Here is a 16,823-nt window from a genome sequence, read left to right on the forward strand (position 1 = left end):
GCATCAGGTCGGAAGGGTTGTCACGCGCGGAAAGCCAGGCGCGCCCAGTCGGCGTCCATCCGGCGCAGCGTGCCCTCGGGGTCGGCGCCGCCGATGATCGACTGGAAGTAGTTGGCCGCCGGGATCGAGTTCGGGATGAACTGTGAGGCGCCCATGTAGAACCGGCCCTCGTCGTAGTACTTCTGCATCTCAACGATCCGGGGGTCGGTGACCGCCGGCGCGTCTTTGGTGGTGCCGAATCCCAGGAATTCGGCGTTGTAGGAGTTCTGGATCTCCGGCTGCATGAGGTGCTGAAGGAATGCGCGTGCACCTTCCCGGGCATTGGCGACTTCCGGAACCCACAGCGAAAGGTCGATGTTTACGCGGACTTTCAGGTCAGCGGGGTTGCCGGTCATCGGCAGCGGGAAGGTGCCCAGATCGATATCCGTGCCGGCTTTTTCGATCTCGCCGAAGGCCCAGGGCCCTTGGAAGTACATGGCTGCCTGGCCCTGGGCCATGGCGGTATTGCCGTCTCCGTAGCCGCGGCTCGACGCATCGGGGTTGACGTAGGACTTCAGCTGGACCATGCGCTTCACCGGCTCGAGCAGCGTTTTCTGGAACGACACTTCGGAATCCGGTCCCACCTTGTCGCCGATCTCATGCATCTTTTGGTAGAAGTCGCGCACGTTGACCATGCCGCCCACCGTGTAGTCGAAGAGGCCCTGCGCAATGGTCCAGGGATCCCGGAAGGTGCCATAGATCGGGGTGATGCCTGCTGCCTTGAGCGCCTCGCACACCTGGATCAGTTCGTCCCAGGTCCTCGGGACGGCCAGTCCGTTCTGCTCAAAGATGCGCCGGTTGTAGATGACCGAGGCAGCCATGACCGAGTAAGGGATGACGCTCGTCCGGCCGGGGTAGGTGGGGTACCAGTTCGTGAGGTCGAGGACGTCGTCCCGGATGGAAGCTGCCGCCGGAAGATCGGAAAGGTCCGCCAGAGCCCCGCGCTCCATGAAGCGGGCCATTTCAAGGTTGTAGTTGAGGCAACCGAGATCCGGCGGACTGCTGCGCACAAAGCTGGCCGAGAGGTTTGTCGCCATGTCGTGCAGTACGCGGAACCGGTCTTGCGAGGCGGTGAACTTCGCCGCCAGATCGCGGAAGTACGGCACGGCTTCCGGTTTTGACTGGTGGAACGTGACGGTTGGACGAGTGCCTCCCGGAGCACACCCAGCCAAGCCGAAAGCGGTCAGTGCGCCCCCGGCAGCGGCAAGGAATGTGCGCCGGGAGACTCCCGTCCCGTTGGACGTCAAAGGTGGCAACATCGGCTCCTAAGCGGTCATACTCGAATTTATTTGGAACTTATATTTAGGTCCTATACGAGGATGGGGGATAGAGCCGCTATCGTCAAGGGATGAATCAGACCACGGCGAGCTCAACGCAGCTGTTGCGGCAGATCAACTCGGATGCATTGGTGCGTTTTGCTCTCCAGGAGCATGTATTCACAGCCGGAGAGGCCATGGCCGCGACTGGCCTGACGCGCGCAACGGTGCTGGGCGTGTGCGACGGGCTGGTCGGCGCCGGCTGGCTCGAGGAAGTGGAAGACAACCAGGCCGCCGGCCGCTCACTCAAGGGCAGGCCGGCCCGCCGCTATCAATTGCGCGAGGCGGCCGGTGTTGTTGTTGGGCTTGACGCAGGGGAAACGTACTTCACAACCATCGTTGCGGATCTGCGCGGCCGTGAGCTGGGCACTCGCCGCCAGAGCATTGACTCGCACGCGCTGGGCCGTGCAGGCCGCGGTGCGAAGGCACGTGAGCTGATCCGTCTGACCCTCCTTGACATCGGACGCGACCTTGACGACGTCTTACTCACTGTCGTGGGCATTCCCGCGCCGATCGACGCTAACGGTTTGTCGCCCGAAGGAGAGTTCTGGCATCTGATGAATTCCGACTTTGCCTCGCACCTTAGAGGCAGGGTCGTCGTCGAGAATGACGCCAACCTCGCCGCTATTGCTGAACGTGCACACGAACCGTCAGACAACCAGGCAACGTTGTTGACGGGGGAGCGGTTCGGTGCAGGCCTGATTGTCGATGGGCGCCTCCTGCGCGGGCCCCGAGGGGGCGCAGGGGAAATGCGGTTCCTGAACACGCTCACCGCGGGCAAATTTGTGCCTGATGAAGGGGGTGCGGATGGGTTTGGCGCACTTGCGCGGAAGTGGGCACGCTCGCGTATCCGGTCATACGAGGGAAAAACCATTCTGCGGCACATACCCGAGGGCGAGATCAACGCCGAAGATGTATTCCAGGCAGCCCTCCAGGGAGACCCTCTGGCTGCGGACATCATTGCCCGGCTTGGTGCCCGCCTGGCGCGCATTGCGGTGGTGCTCTCCAGCCTCCTGGACATTGAGCGCATAGTTGTCGCCGGCGGCATTTCACGGGCCATCGACCCCGTCCTCGATCATGCACGCAGCCTGCTGCCCGCAGATGCCGACCTTCCGCTCCCGGAACTCGTTGCAAGCACACTAGGAGCAGAGGTGGTGGTCAAAGGTGCCATCGAATCCGCATTGACACGGGTGGAACACGAACCGGGCGCGTTCCTCCCCAGGGCCACCCGATCCTGGCCCGCTCGGCGTCAGTAGCTCCGCCGGGTTTCGACAGGCTCAACCACCGGGCCTTCGCCGTCGGCCTGTTTGACGTACTGCTTGGCGAGGGCTTCGGAGCCGCGGGCGAGGAGGGCGACGTCGGCGCCGACGAGGATGAAGTTGGCGCCGTTGTCGAGGTAGTGGTGGGCGGTGTCGGGGTTGAAGGCGTTGACGCCGGCTGGTTTCCCGGCGGCTTTCGCTGCGGCGAGGCAGTGTTCGACGGCGGCGCGCACCTCGGGGTGTTCCTGCTGTCCGAGGAGGCCCATGGAGGCGGCGAGGTCGGACGGGCCGATGAAGATGGCGTCCAAGCCGTCCACTTTCAGGATGTCCGCCACGGCGTCCACTGCCGCCGTCGACTCGATTTGGACGGTGACGCTGATCGTCTCGCCGGCGCGGGCGAGGTAGTCCGGCACCCGGTTCCAGCGGGCAGCCCTCGCCAGCGCCGAGCCGACGCCCCGCACGCCTTGCGGCGGGTAACGGGTGGCTGCCACAGCTCCCTCGGCCTCGTCGACGGAGTTGACCATGGGGATGAGCAGGTTCTGTACGCCGAGGTCCAGGTACTGCTTGATCAGCACGGTGTCGTTGACCGGCGGCCGGACCATCACCTGGACCGGGTAGCCGTTGACTGCCTGGAGCTGGGCGAGGATGGATTCGAGGCCGTTGGGGCTGTGCTCGGCGTCGATCAGCAGCCAGTCCAGCCCGGATCCGGCGCAGAGCTCGGCGACCAGCGGGCTGCCGGAGCACACCCACATCCCGGCCAGTGGGCGCTTGGCCTCAGCCAAAGCGGACCGGAAGGTGGTTTCTACTGGAAACGGCATGTGACACTCCCCAAAGGTCCGTAATCGGCGTGGACAGTATCGCCCTTGTAGACCCAGAGCGGGCGGGTGAAGGAGCCGGCGAGGATGATGTCCCCGGCCTTGAGCGAGTCGCCGTGGGCGGCGATTTTGTTCGCGAGCCAGTGGACGCCGTTGGCGGGGTGGTCCAGGACACCGGCGGCGACGCCGGTTTCCTCCACGGTCTGGTTCTTGTAGAGGATCGCGGAAACCCAGCGGAGGTCCACGGCGTCCGGCTTCACGGGCCGGCCGCCGATTACCATGGCGCCCATGGCGGCGTTGTCGGAGATGGTGTCCACGATGGTCCGGCCCTCCATCTCGATCCTGGAGTCCAGGATTTCGAGGGCCGGGACCACGTAGTCGGTGGCCTTGAGGACGTCGAAGATGGTGACGCCAGGGCCTTTGAGACCGTCCTTCAGCACGAACGCCAGTTCCACCTCCACCCGTGGGTGGGTGTACTGGTCCCACTCCACCGAGCAGCCGGTTTCGAAGACCATGTCGTCGAAGATGGCGCCGTAGTCCGGTTCGGTGATGCCGGTGGCGTCCTGCATGGCCTTGGACGTGAGGCCGATCTTGCGCCCCACCAGGGTCCGGCCGGCTTCCTCATTCCGGCGCCGCCACAACTGCTGCACCGCGTAGGAATCCTCCACCGTCATGTGCGGGTAACGCGCCGTCAACCGCGGCACCGGCGTCCGGGAACGGCCGGCTTCCAGCAGCTCATCCGCGATGGCCTCAATCGTCTTGGCATCCAGCATGGCTACAGCTGCGCTCCGAGCTTGAAGCCTTCAGCCCCGGCTGCTTCGCTGGGCCGGGTGTAGGAGAAGCCGTCGGCGCCCACGGTGACGGCCATTTCGGACTTTTCCTCGCGTTCGATGACGGGCTGGGGGTTGCCGTCCAGGTCCAAAACGAGGGAGGCCTCGGTGTACCAGGACGGGACGACGGGGTTGCCCCACCAGTCGCGGCGCTGGTTGTCGTGGACGTCCCAGGTGATGGTGGGGTTGTCGGGGTCGCCGGTGTAGTAGTCCTGGGTGTAGATCTCGATGCGGTGCCCGTCGGGGTCCAGGATGTAGAGGTAGAACGCGTTGGACACGCCGTGCCGGCCGGGGCCGCGTTCGATCCGGTCGCTGATGCGCAGCGCGCCCATCTTGTCGCAGATCTGGATGATGTTGTGCTTCTCGTGCGTGGCGAAGGCGACGTGGTGCATGCGGGGTCCGTTGCCGCCGGTGAGCGCGGTGTCGTGGACGGTCTGTTTGCGGTGCATCCAGGCGGCGTAGGTGACGCCGTCGGAGTCCTTGATGTCTTCGGAGACGCGGAAGCCGAGGTCTTCGAGGTAGGCGCGGCCGCGGGGGACGTCGGGGGTGACCTGGTTGAAGTGGTCGAGGCGGACCAGTTCCCCGGCGGAGTAGAGGTCGTAGCGCTGGGTGAGGCGTTCCACGTGCTGAACCTCGTAGAAGAACTCGTAGGGGAATCCCAGCGGGTCCTCGACGCGGACGGAGTCGCCGATGCCCTTGGTGAAGCCTTCCTTGCGGCGCTCCACCCGGCAGCCGAGCTCGCGGTAGTAGGCCTCGGCGGCATCCACTTCGGCGGGGGACTTGACCCGGTAGGCGAAGGCGGCGACGGCGGCGATGGGTCCCTTGCGGAGCACCAGGTTGTGGTGGATGAATTCCTCGAGGGAGCGCAGGTAGATCGCGTTCTCGTCTTCTTCGGTGACGTGCAGGCCGAGGACGTCGACGTAGAACTCGCGGGACTTGGCGAGGTCGGTGACCACGATCTCCATGTAGGCGCAGCGGACGATGTCCGGTGCCGGAACAGTGGGGGTGGGGACGAAGTTGGTCATGATGGTCTCTCTTCTTTGAAAGGGGTCTGGAAGCGCTGTTATGCGCCGAATTTGGGCGTGTGCACGGAACCGAGGGTGATGTGGACGGCCTGCTGGTCGGTGTAGAAGTCGATGGAGCGGTAGCCGCCTTCGTGGCCCAGGCCGGAGGCTTTGACGCCGCCGAACGGGGTGCGCAGGTCGCGGACGTTGTGGCTGTTCAGCCACACCATGCCGGCTTCGACGTTCTGGGAGAAGTTATGGGCGCGGGTGAGGTTCTGGGTCCAGATGTAGGCGGCGAGGCCGTACTTGGTGTTGTTGGCCAGGGCGAGGGCTTCGTCGTCGTTCTCGAACGGGGTGATCGCCACGACGGGGCCGAAGATTTCCTCCTGGAAGATCCGGGCGTCGGGGGCGACGTCGGCGAACACGGTGGGTGCGATGTAGTTGCCTTCGGGGAGGTGGTCGGGGCGGCCGCCGCCGGCCAGGAGCCGGCCTTCGGACTTGCCGATCTCCACGTAGGAGGCCACCTTTTCGTAGTGCTCGGGGTGGACCAGGGCGCCCACCTGGGTCTTGGGATCGTGCGGGTCCCCGACCACGATGTTCTTGGCCCGGGCGGCGTACTTATCGCAGAACTCGTCGTAGATGGCGCGTTCGACCAGGATGCGGGAGCCGGCCGTGCAGCGTTCACCGTTGAGGGAGAACACCCCGAACAGGGCCGAGTCGATCGCGGCGTCCAGGTCGGCGTCGGCGAACACGACGCAGGGGGACTTGCCGCCGAGCTCCATGGATAGGCCCTTGAGGTTGGCCGCGGCGTTGCGGAAGATCGTCTGGCCGGTGGTGGTTTCGCCGGTGAAGGAAATCAGCGGGACGTCCGGGTGCTTGACCAGCGCGTCGCCGGCCTCCTCACCCAGACCGTTGACCAGGTTGAACACGCCGTCGGGCAAGCCTGCTTCCTTGAAAATGGTGGCCCACAGTGAGGCGGAGAGCGGGGTGAACTCGGCGGGCTTGAGGACCACGGTGTTGCCCGTGGCCAGCGCCGGTGCAAGCTTCCACGACTCCAGCATGAACGGGGTGTTCCACGGCGTGATCAGGCCGGCGACGCCGATTGGCTTGCGATTGACGTAGTTGATCTGGGAACCGGGGACCTTCATGGCGTCATCGAACTGGGCCACGATCAGGTCCGCGAAGAACCGGAAGTTCTCCGCCGCGCGGAGGGCTTGGCCCTTGGCCTGGGTGATCGGCAGGCCGGTGTCGAAGGTTTCGAGTTCGGCGAGCCGGCCCTCCTGGGCCTCGACGGCATCGGCGATCTTGTTCAGGACCCGGGCGCGCTCGCGGGGCTTCATCTTCGGCCACGGGCCGTTGACAAAGGCTTCGCGGGCGGCGGCCACGGCGAGGTCGATGTCCTCTTTCTGGCCGGCCGCAGCCGTGGCGTAGTTCCGGTTGGACACCGGATCCAGCACATCGAAGGTCTTGCCGCCCACGGAGTCAACGAACTGGCCGTTGATGAAGTGCTGGATATGGGTGGGAAGATCCTGGGGCACGTAGTGCTTGGCGGTTTCTGCAGAGGTCGTCATCGTTGAAGTCCTTACTGTGGTTGAGAGCAACGCGGGGTCACTTTTGGCCCTCCGGGGGCCTAATATTGGGCGTTTACTGACCCCGCGTTGCGTTCGGATGGGGATGCTTGGGCGAGGTAGGCGTCCAGGGTGGCGGAACGGTGCAGGCGGGCTGCCTTTTCGATCGAGTCGGCGTCGGATCCGGTTTCGATGAGCTGAAGCAGGGCTTCATGCTCCTCCACAGACGCTCGTGCGCGGCCGGGGACGAAACGGAACGTGGAGGACCTTAGTGCTGCGAGCCGGTTCCAGCCGCGGTGCACGAGGTCCAGGATGTGCGGGTTGGGGCAGTGTTCGAACAGGACGCTGTGGAAGTCCTGGTTGAGCCGGGTAAAACGGACGGGGTCAAAATGCTCCAGGCACTCGCGCATCTCCTCATTCACGGCGCGGGCCCGGGCAATGGCCACGGAATCGATGAGCGGGGCGGATAACGCTGTGGCGGCGCCTTCCACGATGCTCAAGGTCTGCATGGTGTAGAGGTATTCTGTGGGGTCGATCCCGGCCACGGTGGCGCCGACGTTGCGTTCGAACGTCACCAGGCCTTCGGCTTCCAGGCGGCGGATGGCTTCGCGGACCGGGACCACGCTGAATCCCAGGTCCTTGGCAATGCTGCCCAGGACCAGGCGGTACCCGGGAGTGTAGGTCCCCTCGATGATCCGTGCCTTCACGGCCTGGTAGGCCTGCTCCGACTTGCTGCCGGGGGCAGCGGCAAGCTCAGCCACTGCTTCAGTCATCAGCCTTGCCCGCCTTCCATTCCGCGTACTTGGCCTGCCACTCGGCGTTCATCGGGTAGAGGCCGTCCACGCTGTTGCCTTGCTTGACCATTTCGAAGATGAAGGTTTCTTCCTGCTCCTGGGTGATGCAGTCATCTACGAGTTCTTCGGCGATGGCCGGCGGGATGACCAGGATGCCGTCGGAATCGGCCACGATGATGTCGCCGGGCTGGACGGTGGCGCCGCCGCAGGCGATGGTGATGTCCGTGTCCCACGGGATGTGGCGGCGGCCCAGCACGGCCGGGTGCGGGTTGGCGAAATAGGTGGGCATGTCCAGCCCGGCCACGGCGGTGAAGTCGCGGACACCGCCGTCGGTGATGATCGCCGCAGCGCCGCGGACCTGGGCGCGCAGGGCCAGGATGTCGCCCACGGTGCCGGTGCCTTTTTCGCCGCGGGCTTCCATGACGAGGATTTCGCCCTCGTTCACGGAGTCGATGGCGCGTTTTTGGGCGTTGAACCCGCCGCCGTGGGTCTTGAAGAGGTCCTCGCGGTTGGGAACATAGCGCAGGGTCCGGGCCAGGCCCACCACTCGGCGGTCCGGGCGGGTGGACTGCAGCCCGTCGATGCTGACGTTATTAAGGCCGCGCTTGCGCAGCTGTGAGGACAGGGTGGCTGTGGCCACGCTCTCCAGCTTTGCCTTCAGCTCGGGGGAGAGGGAAGGCGCGACGGCGGATCCCGCCTCAGTCTCTTCGACGGCCGGGAGGCCGGCAGCTTCGCGTGAACCCCACGCCTCCTCCCGCTGCAGGTCATCAACCTTCGGTCCGGCACCAAAGTCCGCGAACGGCGTCGTGCCTTCCTCAACAGTGGTGACCAACCGGCCCGTGGTGAGCTCCCCTGTGGAGACTTCCACCTCGAGGACGTCTCCCGGCCGGGCAACGGACGCCCCGGCGGGGGTGCCGGTCAGGATGATGTCCCCCTCTTTGAGCGTGAGCAGCTGGGACAGGTCGGCGACCAGGCGGGCGAACGGGAAGAGCAGGTCCTCCGTGGTGTCGTCCTGGACCAGCTGCCCGTTGTGCCAGGTGCGGATGCGCAGGCCGGCGGGGTCCACGGCGTCGGCCGGGATCAGTGCCGGACCCACCGGGGTGAAACCGTCACCGCCCTTGGACCTGAGGTTGGAGCCCTTGTCCGCCCAGCGCAGGTCGTACACGCCAAGGTCATTGCTGGCCGTAACTGCGGCGACATGGCTCCACGCGTCATCGATCCCAACCCGGCGGGCCGCCTTGCCGATGACCAGGGCGATCTCACCCTCGTAGCCCAGCAGTTCACAGCCCGCGGGACGTTCGACGGCGTTCCCGGTCAGGGAAAGCGAGGACGACGGCTTGAGGAAGTAGGACGGCTGGGCCGGCGTGCGTCCCCGCTGCGCAGCACGGCTGGGGTAGTTGATATGCACCGCGATCACCTTCCGTGCCGCTGCGAGGGTGTCCCCGTTGACCTGCTCCAAAGCATCTCCTACTGAAGTACGAAATCGTATACGATCACTCTCGCGCTCGGGGCCGGTGTTTGTCAACCCCTTGGTGCCTGCCAATTCTGTCGCTCTTGTCGTCCGCATCACACCTGGCGTACAGTGTTGCTCCACAGCATTGGTTTTCTCATATGGAAACCCAAATTCTATTATCGAACATGTACCTTTGGCTCCCAGCCACACAACGAAGTGAGGAATCCCGTGCAGTTTCACCACCACGGTTACGTATCCGGAGACCCGCGGGTACAGCCGGCAGCCGGCGTCGGCCTCAACCGGCCCGATGAACTCCCGGATGAGGTTGACGTCCTGATCGTCGGCACCGGTCCGGCGGGAATGCTTGCCGCAGCACAGCTTTCAATGTTCCCCGACGTCACCACCCGGATCATCGAACGCCGCCCCGGACGGCTCGCCATCGGCCAGGCCGACGGTATCCAGGCGCGCAGCGTGGAGACTTTCCAGGCCTTCGGATTCGCGGAGCGGATCATCGCCGAGGCCTACCGCATCACCGAGATGGCGTTCTGGAAGCCGGACCCCGCCAACCGCGCCAACATCATCCGGACTGCCAGGGCAGTGGACGACGAAATGGGCATCAGCGAATTCCCCCACCTGATCGTCAACCAGGCCCGGGTGCTGGACTACTTCGCCGAGTTTGCTGCCAACTCCCCAACCCGCCTGAAGCCCGACTACGGCTACGAATTCCAGTCCCTGAGCGTCGCGAACGAAGGCGAATACCCCGTCACCGTCACGCTGCTCCACACCGCGGGTCCCAGCGAGGGACAGGAACGCGTGGTCCGGGCCAAATACGTGGTGGGTGCCGATGGCGCGCGCAGCAAAGTGCGCGCAGCGATCGGCTGCACCCTTGCCGGGGACCAGGCCAACCACGCCTGGGGAGTGATGGACACCCTCGCCGTCACCGACTTCCCCGACATCCGCACCAAGTGCGCCATCCAGGGCGAGAAGGGCAGCATCCTGCTGATACCGCGCGAGGGCGGCCACCTGTTCCGTATGTACGTGGACCTGGGCGAAGTGGACCCGGCCACCCACCACGCCGTGCGGAACACCAGCATCGAGCAGATCATTGAGAAGGCCAACGAGATCCTCCACCCCTACACCCTGGACGTGCGGAACGTGGCGTGGCACAGCGTCTATGAGGTGGGGCACCGGCTGACTGACAGGTTCGACGACGTCCTGCCGGAGGAGCGCGGCACGCGCACCCCGCGGGTGTTCATCACCGGCGACGCCTGCCACACGCACAGCGCCAAAGCAGGTCAGGGCATGAACGTCTCCATGCAGGACGGGTTCAACATCGCCTGGAAGCTCGGGCATGTGCTTGAGGGCCGCAGTCCGGAGAGCCTGCTGTCGACCTACTCCGCCGAACGGCAGGTGGTGGCGAAGAACCTCATCGACTTCGACAAGGAATGGTCCACCATGATGGCCAAGAAGCCCGAGGAGTTCGAAAACCCCTCGGACCTCGAGGATTTCTACGTGCGCACTGCCGAGTTCCCGGCCGGTTTCATGACCGAATACGCGCCGTCCATGCTGGTGGCCCCCGCCAAGCACCAGGCGCTGGCCACGGGCTTCCCGGTGGGCAAGCGCTTCAAATCGGCACCCGTGGTGCGCGTGGGCGACACCAACCCGCTCCACCTCGGCCACCACGCCACGGCCGACGGGCGCTGGCGCATCTACGTCTTCGCTGACGCGGCACCCGCAGGAGCGCACTCAGGGGTGGCCGACTTCGCCGAGTGGATCGCTAACTCGCCGGACTCGCCCCTGGCCGCAACGCCGTCGGACGCTGATCCGGACGCCTGGTTCGACCTGAAGGTGATTTACCAGCAGCCGCACACAGCCGTGGACATCGGAAAGGTTCCCGCCGTCTTCAAGCCGCAGGTGGGCCCGTTCAAGCTGACGGACTACGAGAAGGTGTACGCCGCCGATCCCGCTGCCGACATTTTTGACCAGCGCGGACTGGACCGCGGCGGCGTGGTGGTGGTGGTCCGCCCGGACCAGTACGTGGCGAATGTCCTGCCGCTCACGGCGACGGCCGAGATGGGAGAGTTCTTCTCCGCCCTGCTGAAGCCGCACCAGGCCTCGGGTCAGCCGTTGACGGTCTGAGCCGTCCTGTACTCCGCGGCGGCATAGACGCCGAGGATCCGCACCTCGGTGGTGAAGAAGTCCAGTTCCTCGAGGGCCAGCTTCAGCGGCAGGTCCTCGGGGTGGCCTTCGACGTCGGCCATAAACATGGTGGCTGCGAACTCGTTGCCCACCATGTAGCTTTCCAGGCGCGTCATGTTCACGCCGTTCGTCGCGAACCCGCCCAGTGCCTTGTACAGCGCTGACGGGACGTTGCGGACGCGGAACACAAAGCTGGTGACTGCCGGTCCGGGCAGTTCGTCCCGGGCCGGCAGCGCCGTTTCCCTGGCCAGGACCACAAAGCGGGTGGTGTTGGAGGGATCGTCCTCAACCCGGGAGGCCAGCACTTCGAGGCCATAGATCTGTGCGGCGAGCGGGGGAGCAAGGGAGAGCTTGCGGGAATCATTCCACTCCGCCACTTCCCGCGCCGATCCCGCGGTATCGCCGGCGATGACTGGCTTGAGCCCGTGCTCGCGGATCAGCTTCCGGCACTGGCCCAGGGCGTGAATGTGGCTGTGGACCTCGGTGGCCCCTTCGATGGTGCTGCCCGGGATGCCCAGCAGGTCGAAGTGGATGGGCAGGAAGAATTCGCCCACAATCTGCAGGTTGGACTGGGGCAGGAGGACATGGATATCCGCCACCCGGCCGGCAATCGAGTTCTCAATTGGAATCATGCCGAGGTCCGCTTCGCCGCTGGACACGAGTTCAAACGCGTCCTCGAAACTCGCGCACGGCACGCTTTCCATGTCCGGGAACATCTGCTGACACGCGATATTGGAGTTGGCGCCGGGCTCACCCTGGTACGCAATCTTGGAGGCCATGATCCGTATGGTTTCACGCGCGCGGGCCCGTTGGGAAAACAGGCCCGCGATGCTACGCGGGGGTGACACGCAGCCAGAGGTACTGGCGCGGGAGGAGCGTGACGCCCTCGTCCAACTGCAGGCCGGCTTCGGAGAGAAGGTCGACGGCGGCGCTTGAGTATCCGGAAAAGGTTTCGGCGGGCAGGGACTGCGGCTGGTCGCTGAAGTTGGCCAGTGCCAATATCCAGGATTGCCACCCGGGGCGCTGGTAGGCCAGGACGCTGCGGTTGTTGGTGGCGAAGTCGATGAGCCGGGTGCCGGCAAGTTCGGGCGTGGCTGCCCGGACCTCGGTCATCCGTTGTATGCCCGCAAAGACCGCGCCTTCGGGGGTGGAAGGATCCTGGTGGCGGGCGTACTGCTCCGCCGGGTAATGCGGCCGGTGGACCCAGCGGCTGTCCGCTTCGTGCCCCGGCTCGGAGGCGTAGCCGTAGTCGTTCACCTGGCCCACCTCGTCGCCGAGGTACAGCAGCGGAATGCCGCCGGTGCTGAAGGCAACCGAGTGGGCCAAGAGGATCCGCTCCACCGCCTCTGCGGGGTCGACTTCCATACCGCACAGGGACGCCGTCGTGCCGGAAATCCGGCAATCGCCGGTCTTGGGGTTGTCCTGGAACGGCACGCCACGGGCGAAACTCCCCGGGAAGCGGTTGACGTAGAACGAGTTCAGGAACCGGCGGTGGTCAAAGCCATTGATGCCCAGTTCGGCGGCATCCTCGTCGGCGAAGGTCCAGCCGATGTCGTCGTGGCTGCGGACGTAGTTCACCCACGACGTGCCCTCCGGGATGTTGTGCCGGCGCTCCAGCGCCTGGGCCAGGAGCGAGACATCGCGGGTGGCCAGCGATTCCCAGATCAGGGCCATCTGCAGCGGGTTGTAGGAGATTTGGCATTCAGCCGGATCGATGTAGAGCGCCACCTCGTCCGGATGCACGATGGCCTCGGACTTGAACAGCAGCGACGGCGCCGCCAGCCGGCACACCGCATTGAAGGCCTGCAGCAGGGTGTGGGCTTCGGGAAGGTTTTCACACGGGGTGCCCAGCTGTTTCCAGATGAAGGCCACCGCGTCCATCCGCAGGATGTCCACGCCCTGGTTGGCCAGGAACAGCATTTCGCCGGCCATGGCGCGGAACACGTCCGGGTTGGAGTAGTTCAGGTCCCACTGGTAGGTGTGGAAGGTGGCCCAGACCCAGCGGCCGTCCTCCATCCGGATAAAAGAACCGGGGTGGTTCTCGGGGAAGATCTCCCGTACGTTCTGTTCAAAGGCGTCCGGCATGGTGCGGTCCGGGAAGATCCAGTAGTAGTCGCTGAATTCGGGATCACCAGCGGCAGCGCGCCTGGCCCACTCATGCTCGTCCGAGGTGTGGTTGAAGATGAAGTCAACCACCAGGCTGATCCCGTTGGCCTTGAGCTCCGCGGCCAGATCCCTGAGCTGCTCCATGGTGCCGAGTTTCGGGTTGACCTGGCGGTAGCTGGAGACCGCGTAGCCGCCATCGGAGTGCGGCTCGGGTGCCAGGAACAGCGGCATCAGGTGCAGGTAGGTGAGGCCGAGTTCCTTGAAGTACGGTATACGGCTCCGGACTCGCTCCAGGTTCTCGGCGTACCGGTCAACGTAGCAAACGCCGCCCAGCATGGTGTTGGCCAGGAACCAGCCGGGGTTCGACTCCCGCTCGGCATCGATGGCCTTCAGCTCCGCCGGGCGTTCCTGCCAGGAACCGGCGCTTTGGACAACCAGCGCTGACAGTTGCTCCAGCCAGTCCGGCCGTGAGTCGTAGAGGGAGCCGAAGAGCTCAGTCAGGACAGGAAGGTACTGCTCCAGCCGCCGGTCAAAGTCCGGATCCGGTTTGAGTCCGGCTTTCCGTTCCCGGGACAACGCGGCCATCACTTTCTGCCGCGGCGTTTCGTCCACCCTGACGGATTCCTGCATGCCCACGGCCCCTTCCGAATTCCGCCGGCGTATCCGGCGGCACCTCTACGGAAGTATTCCACGTCACAATCGGCCGGGCGCGCCCGTTACACTGGCCTCCATGTCATGCCGCATCAGCGAATTGGTCCTTAATTGCGCCGATCCAGAACTACTGGCGAAGTTCTGGAGCGATGTCCTTGGCTATATCGAACTCGACCGCGAGGACGGCGCCATCGAGATAGGCCCGTCCGGCGCCGGTTTCGGCGGCCTGCAGCCCACCATCATCCTCAGCCCCAGCAGCAACCCGCGGACCGGCCGGCTTCCGCTGCACATCGATGTCAACCCCGTGGACCGGGACCAGGACGCTGAGCTCGAACGGTTGCTCGCCCTCGGTGCCCGGCCGGCCCACGTGGGACAGACCGGCAATGAGCAGTGGCATGTCCTGGAGGACCCGGAGGGCAACGAATTTTGCCTCCTGCGCAGGCGGCTCGAGGCCTGACCTGCGCCCACACGGTGCATTGCGCTTAGGTACAACAAGTGATCGCTGCGCGACAAAACCAGGCGGCCTGCCCCCTGCCATCCTGAATTCGATGGTGCAGAACCGATGAAACCGCACCTTCCCCAACGCTCATGACCGTTTAAGAAGGATCCAATGAGTATTTCGAATTCCGAGTCCCGGACTGCAGACGCAAAGCCCGCCCAAGAGCATTCCACCGCCCTCCGCGCCGGCAGCATCGGCGTGATGGGAATCCTGTTCTTTGTCCTGTCCGCCCAGGCACCCCTGACGGGAATTGCCGGCGCTTCCCCCTTGGCTGCTGCGCTTGGCAACGGTGCCGGCGCCCCGGGCGCCTACTTGATTGTCGGCGTCGTCATTGTCATTTTCGCCGTGGGGTTCGTGGCGATGAGCCGCAGGATCCGGGCCAACGGCGCGTTTTACGCGTACGTGACCGCGGCGTTCGGCCGGAAGGCCGGAGCCGGCGCGGCCTGGCTTGCGCTGCTCGCCTACAGCACGGTGCAGGCGGCGATGTACGGGCTCTACGGGGCAGCGTTTTCCGGCCTGCTCTCCTCCGTCGGCGCCGCTGTTCCCTGGTGGCTGCTGGCCTTGGCCACGATGGCGGGTGTGCAGCTACTGGGCTCCCTCAACATCGAACTCGGCGCCCGGGTCCTGGCCCTGCTGGTGGGCTTCGAAGTGGCCATCCTGCTGATGTTCGGCGTGACGGTGCTGTTAAGCGGCGGCGGTCCAGAAGGGATCAGCGTAGCGGCGTCCTTCTCGCCCGAAGCCATCGCCGCGGGCGCCCCCGGCGTGGCCATCATGTTTGCGGTGGCCTCCATGTTCGGCTTCGAATCCACCGCCATCTATTCGGCCGAAGCCAAGGATGCCCACCGTACGGTCGCGCGGGCCACGTACCTGTCCGTGGCGGTGATCGCTGCCTTCTTCTCCTTTATCTCCTGGATGCTGGTGAGCTACTACGGACCCAGCCGGGTTATGGATGCCGCCGGCGCGGCCCTTGAATCGGGCGATTCCACCAGCTTTGTGCTCAACCCGATGGTGGACCTTTTCGGGCCGTGGGCCGGCGTTACTACCGGGGTCCTGCTGGTGACGTCACTGCTGGCCGGAATCATCGCCTTCCACAACGGCATCAACCGGTACCTGCATTCGCTGGCACTCCAAGGCTCCATGCCCGCGGCCCTGGCAAGGACCAACCGCCACCGCGCACCCGCCGTGGCGGCCCGGATCCAGACGGGCACCGCCGTGGTGCTGGTGGTTCCGTTCGCGCTGCTGGCCCTGGATCCGGTCCTCACCCTGTTCTCCTGGTTCAGCGGTCTTGCCGTGGCCGCGCTGCTGGTGCTGTACATCCTGTGCTCAGTGGCCGTGGTGGGATTCTTCCGGCGGGAACGTGTGGAAGGCCAGCTCTGGCAGACCGTGATTGCGCCCGCGCTCGCCACGCTGCTGCTGGCCTGGGTGCTGTCCCTGGTGATCAGCAACTTCACTGCCCTGATCGGCGGCAGCGCGGAAACCGCCGCCGTCCTGCTGGCGGCTGTCCCGGTGATGTTCACCGCGGGCGTCCTCGTGGAGTCACGGATCGAACGCCGGCTGCGCACGGGTAGTTTAAAGCACGCCGGCTAAGGTGCCGCTTTCCCGCCCGAGGCGGCGATGGGGTGCGGGGTGGTCCGGTCCGGTGCGTATGCACCTGGCCGGGCCATTGCGTGTGTGGCCAGGGTCCGGCGGGCCAGGATCCCGGCAGCAACGAACAATCCCGCCAACAGGACGGCGGCAGCGGCCGCGATCGCGGGGCCTCGGGGCCAAAGCCCGGCCAGCCCCAGGAAAGCCGGGGCCGTGGCGGTCACCTGGCTGGTGAGGACAAGCGCCCAGCCGGTGAAGGTGTCCACGCGGGAAAAGTCCAGGGCCATCGACATGAAGAACAGCGCCCACAGTACTGACCAGCACAACCAGAGGACGGCCAGCAGCGGATCATCCTGGATCCATGCCGCGGCCAGGAGAATCCCCACAACTGCCACCATGCCGCAGAACCAGCCCAGACCCTTCGAACCGAGGTCCAGCAGGGCGTCGAGGCCCACCAGGACATATGTCAGGCCGAACAGGAACATCCCGGCAGCCGTCAGCGAGGCGGCTGCCGGAGCGCCCGGGGAAAGGACGACGACGCCGAGCACCACCTGGACGATCCCCACCGTGAGGCTTAGCACGGCTGCGTCGCGGCGGGGCACGTGCCCCAGTGCGGCCAGGCCGTTGATCAGCAGGGCGGCACCGGAAAGGAGGAGGCAGACATACGCCATCAGGCCACCTCGGAGCTCAATGAATCGAGTACAAA

General features: G+C 65.4%; 14 protein-coding genes. 4 read left to right on the forward strand and 10 right to left on the reverse strand.

Annotated elements, in window-relative coordinates; genetic code table 11:
* Positions 1-20: 20 nt before the first annotated feature.
* Positions 21-1,298, reverse strand: a complete 1,278-nt coding sequence (locus tag AC3A4Z_RS15845) for an ABC transporter substrate-binding protein (protein ID WP_498712626.1) — start codon at positions 1,296-1,298, stop codon at positions 21-23.
* 89 nt (positions 1,299-1,387) lie between these two features.
* Here AC3A4Z_RS15845 and AC3A4Z_RS15850 point away from each other — a divergent pair, with 89 nt between their 5' ends.
* Positions 1,388-2,611, forward strand: coding sequence for an ROK family protein (locus AC3A4Z_RS15850; protein WP_498712627.1), 1,224 nt, complete (start codon positions 1,388-1,390; stop codon positions 2,609-2,611).
* Here AC3A4Z_RS15850 and AC3A4Z_RS15855 read toward each other — a convergent pair.
* Genes AC3A4Z_RS15855 through AC3A4Z_RS15880 form a run of 6 tightly spaced genes read right to left on the reverse strand, consistent with a single transcriptional unit; the run spans position 2,605 to position 9,084 of the window.
* Positions 2,605-3,432: an HpcH/HpaI aldolase family protein gene (locus tag AC3A4Z_RS15855; protein WP_498712628.1), complete on the reverse strand. Its 828-nt coding sequence runs from the start codon at positions 3,430-3,432 to the stop codon at positions 2,605-2,607. The two genes, AC3A4Z_RS15850 and AC3A4Z_RS15855, sit on opposite strands and share 7 nt — an antisense overlap.
* On the reverse strand, positions 3,417-4,202 hold the full coding sequence (gene hpaH / locus AC3A4Z_RS15860; protein WP_498712629.1) for a 2-oxo-hept-4-ene-1,7-dioate hydratase: 786 nt from the start codon (positions 4,200-4,202) through the stop codon (positions 3,417-3,419). Before hpaH ends, AC3A4Z_RS15855 begins: the two co-directional genes overlap by 16 nt.
* 2 nt (positions 4,203-4,204) lie before the next feature.
* Complete coding sequence (hpaD, locus tag AC3A4Z_RS15865) at positions 4,205-5,284, reverse strand: 3,4-dihydroxyphenylacetate 2,3-dioxygenase (protein ID WP_498712630.1); 1,080 nt, start codon at positions 5,282-5,284, stop codon at positions 4,205-4,207.
* A gap of 38 nt (positions 5,285-5,322) precedes the next feature.
* Positions 5,323-6,834: a 5-carboxymethyl-2-hydroxymuconate semialdehyde dehydrogenase gene (gene hpaE, locus AC3A4Z_RS15870; protein ID WP_498712631.1), complete on the reverse strand. Its 1,512-nt coding sequence runs from the start codon at positions 6,832-6,834 to the stop codon at positions 5,323-5,325.
* 59 nt (positions 6,835-6,893) lie between these two features.
* Positions 6,894-7,604, reverse strand: a complete 711-nt coding sequence (locus AC3A4Z_RS15875) for a GntR family transcriptional regulator (protein ID WP_498712632.1) — start codon at positions 7,602-7,604, stop codon at positions 6,894-6,896.
* Positions 7,597-9,084, reverse strand: a complete 1,488-nt coding sequence (locus tag AC3A4Z_RS15880; protein ID WP_498712633.1) for a fumarylacetoacetate hydrolase family protein — start codon at positions 9,082-9,084, stop codon at positions 7,597-7,599. The genes AC3A4Z_RS15875 and AC3A4Z_RS15880 overlap by 8 nt, the downstream gene beginning before the upstream one ends.
* A 222-nt stretch (positions 9,085-9,306) precedes the next feature.
* Here AC3A4Z_RS15880 and AC3A4Z_RS15885 point away from each other — a divergent pair, with 222 nt between their 5' ends.
* Positions 9,307-11,217 carry an FAD-binding monooxygenase gene (locus AC3A4Z_RS15885; RefSeq protein ID WP_498712634.1) on the forward strand — a complete coding sequence of 637 codons (1,911 nt, stop codon included), beginning with the start codon at positions 9,307-9,309 and terminating at the stop codon, positions 11,215-11,217.
* On the opposite strand, the gene AC3A4Z_RS15890 is transcribed toward AC3A4Z_RS15885, so the two are convergent.
* A complete protein-coding gene (locus AC3A4Z_RS15890) occupies positions 11,199-12,056 on the reverse strand; it encodes a prephenate dehydratase (protein WP_498712635.1) in 858 nt (285 codons plus the stop codon). The genes AC3A4Z_RS15885 and AC3A4Z_RS15890 overlap by 19 nt on opposite strands.
* Before the next feature lie 52 nt (positions 12,057-12,108).
* Positions 12,109-14,013: an amylosucrase gene (locus tag AC3A4Z_RS15895; RefSeq protein WP_498712636.1), complete on the reverse strand. Its 1,905-nt coding sequence runs from the start codon at positions 14,011-14,013 to the stop codon at positions 12,109-12,111.
* A gap of 100 nt (positions 14,014-14,113) precedes the next feature.
* On the opposite strand from AC3A4Z_RS15895, the gene AC3A4Z_RS15900 reads away from it, so the two are divergent.
* The gene (locus AC3A4Z_RS15900; RefSeq protein WP_498712637.1) at positions 14,114-14,491 is read left to right on the forward strand and encodes a VOC family protein; all 378 of its coding nucleotides are present in this window, start codon (positions 14,114-14,116) and stop codon (positions 14,489-14,491) included.
* Between the two features lie 153 nt (positions 14,492-14,644).
* Positions 14,645-16,120: an APC family permease gene (locus AC3A4Z_RS15905; protein WP_498712638.1), complete on the forward strand. Its 1,476-nt coding sequence runs from the start codon at positions 14,645-14,647 to the stop codon at positions 16,118-16,120.
* Here AC3A4Z_RS15905 and AC3A4Z_RS15910 read toward each other — a convergent pair.
* Complete coding sequence (locus AC3A4Z_RS15910; RefSeq protein WP_498712639.1) at positions 16,117-16,788, reverse strand: AmiS/UreI family transporter; 672 nt, start codon at positions 16,786-16,788, stop codon at positions 16,117-16,119. The genes AC3A4Z_RS15905 and AC3A4Z_RS15910 overlap by 4 nt on opposite strands.
* Positions 16,789-16,823 lie beyond the last annotated feature (35 nt).

The sequence above is a fragment of the Arthrobacter sp. Soil_C_49 genome (genome assembly GCF_057656635.1).

Bases quoted from the DNA above. Each gene is read 5' to 3' on its own strand.
- AC3A4Z_RS15905 (WP_498712638.1), top strand. From the start codon at position 14,645: ATGAGTATTTCGAATTCCGAGTCCCGGACTGCAGACGCAAAGCCCGCC.
- AC3A4Z_RS15895 (WP_498712636.1), bottom strand. From the start codon at position 14,013: ATGCAGGAATCCGTCAGGGTGGACGAAACGCCGCGGCAGAAAGTGATG.
- hpaH (WP_498712629.1), bottom strand. From the start codon at position 4,202: ATGCTGGATGCCAAGACGATTGAGGCCATCGCGGATGAGCTGCTGGAA.
- AC3A4Z_RS15890 (WP_498712635.1), bottom strand. From the start codon at position 12,056: ATGGCCTCCAAGATTGCGTACCAGGGTGAGCCCGGCGCCAACTCCAAT.
- hpaE (WP_498712631.1), bottom strand. From the start codon at position 6,834: ATGACGACCTCTGCAGAAACCGCCAAGCACTACGTGCCCCAGGATCTT.
- AC3A4Z_RS15900 (WP_498712637.1), top strand. From the start codon at position 14,114: ATGTCATGCCGCATCAGCGAATTGGTCCTTAATTGCGCCGATCCAGAA.
- AC3A4Z_RS15850 (WP_498712627.1), top strand. From the start codon at position 1,388: ATGAATCAGACCACGGCGAGCTCAACGCAGCTGTTGCGGCAGATCAAC.
- AC3A4Z_RS15845 (WP_498712626.1), bottom strand. From the start codon at position 1,298: ATGTTGCCACCTTTGACGTCCAACGGGACGGGAGTCTCCCGGCGCACA.
- AC3A4Z_RS15910 (WP_498712639.1), bottom strand. From the start codon at position 16,788: ATGGCGTATGTCTGCCTCCTCCTTTCCGGTGCCGCCCTGCTGATCAAC.
- hpaD (WP_498712630.1), bottom strand. From the start codon at position 5,284: ATGACCAACTTCGTCCCCACCCCCACTGTTCCGGCACCGGACATCGTC.
- AC3A4Z_RS15855 (WP_498712628.1), bottom strand. From the start codon at position 3,432: ATGCCGTTTCCAGTAGAAACCACCTTCCGGTCCGCTTTGGCTGAGGCC.
- AC3A4Z_RS15875 (WP_498712632.1), bottom strand. From the start codon at position 7,604: ATGACTGAAGCAGTGGCTGAGCTTGCCGCTGCCCCCGGCAGCAAGTCG.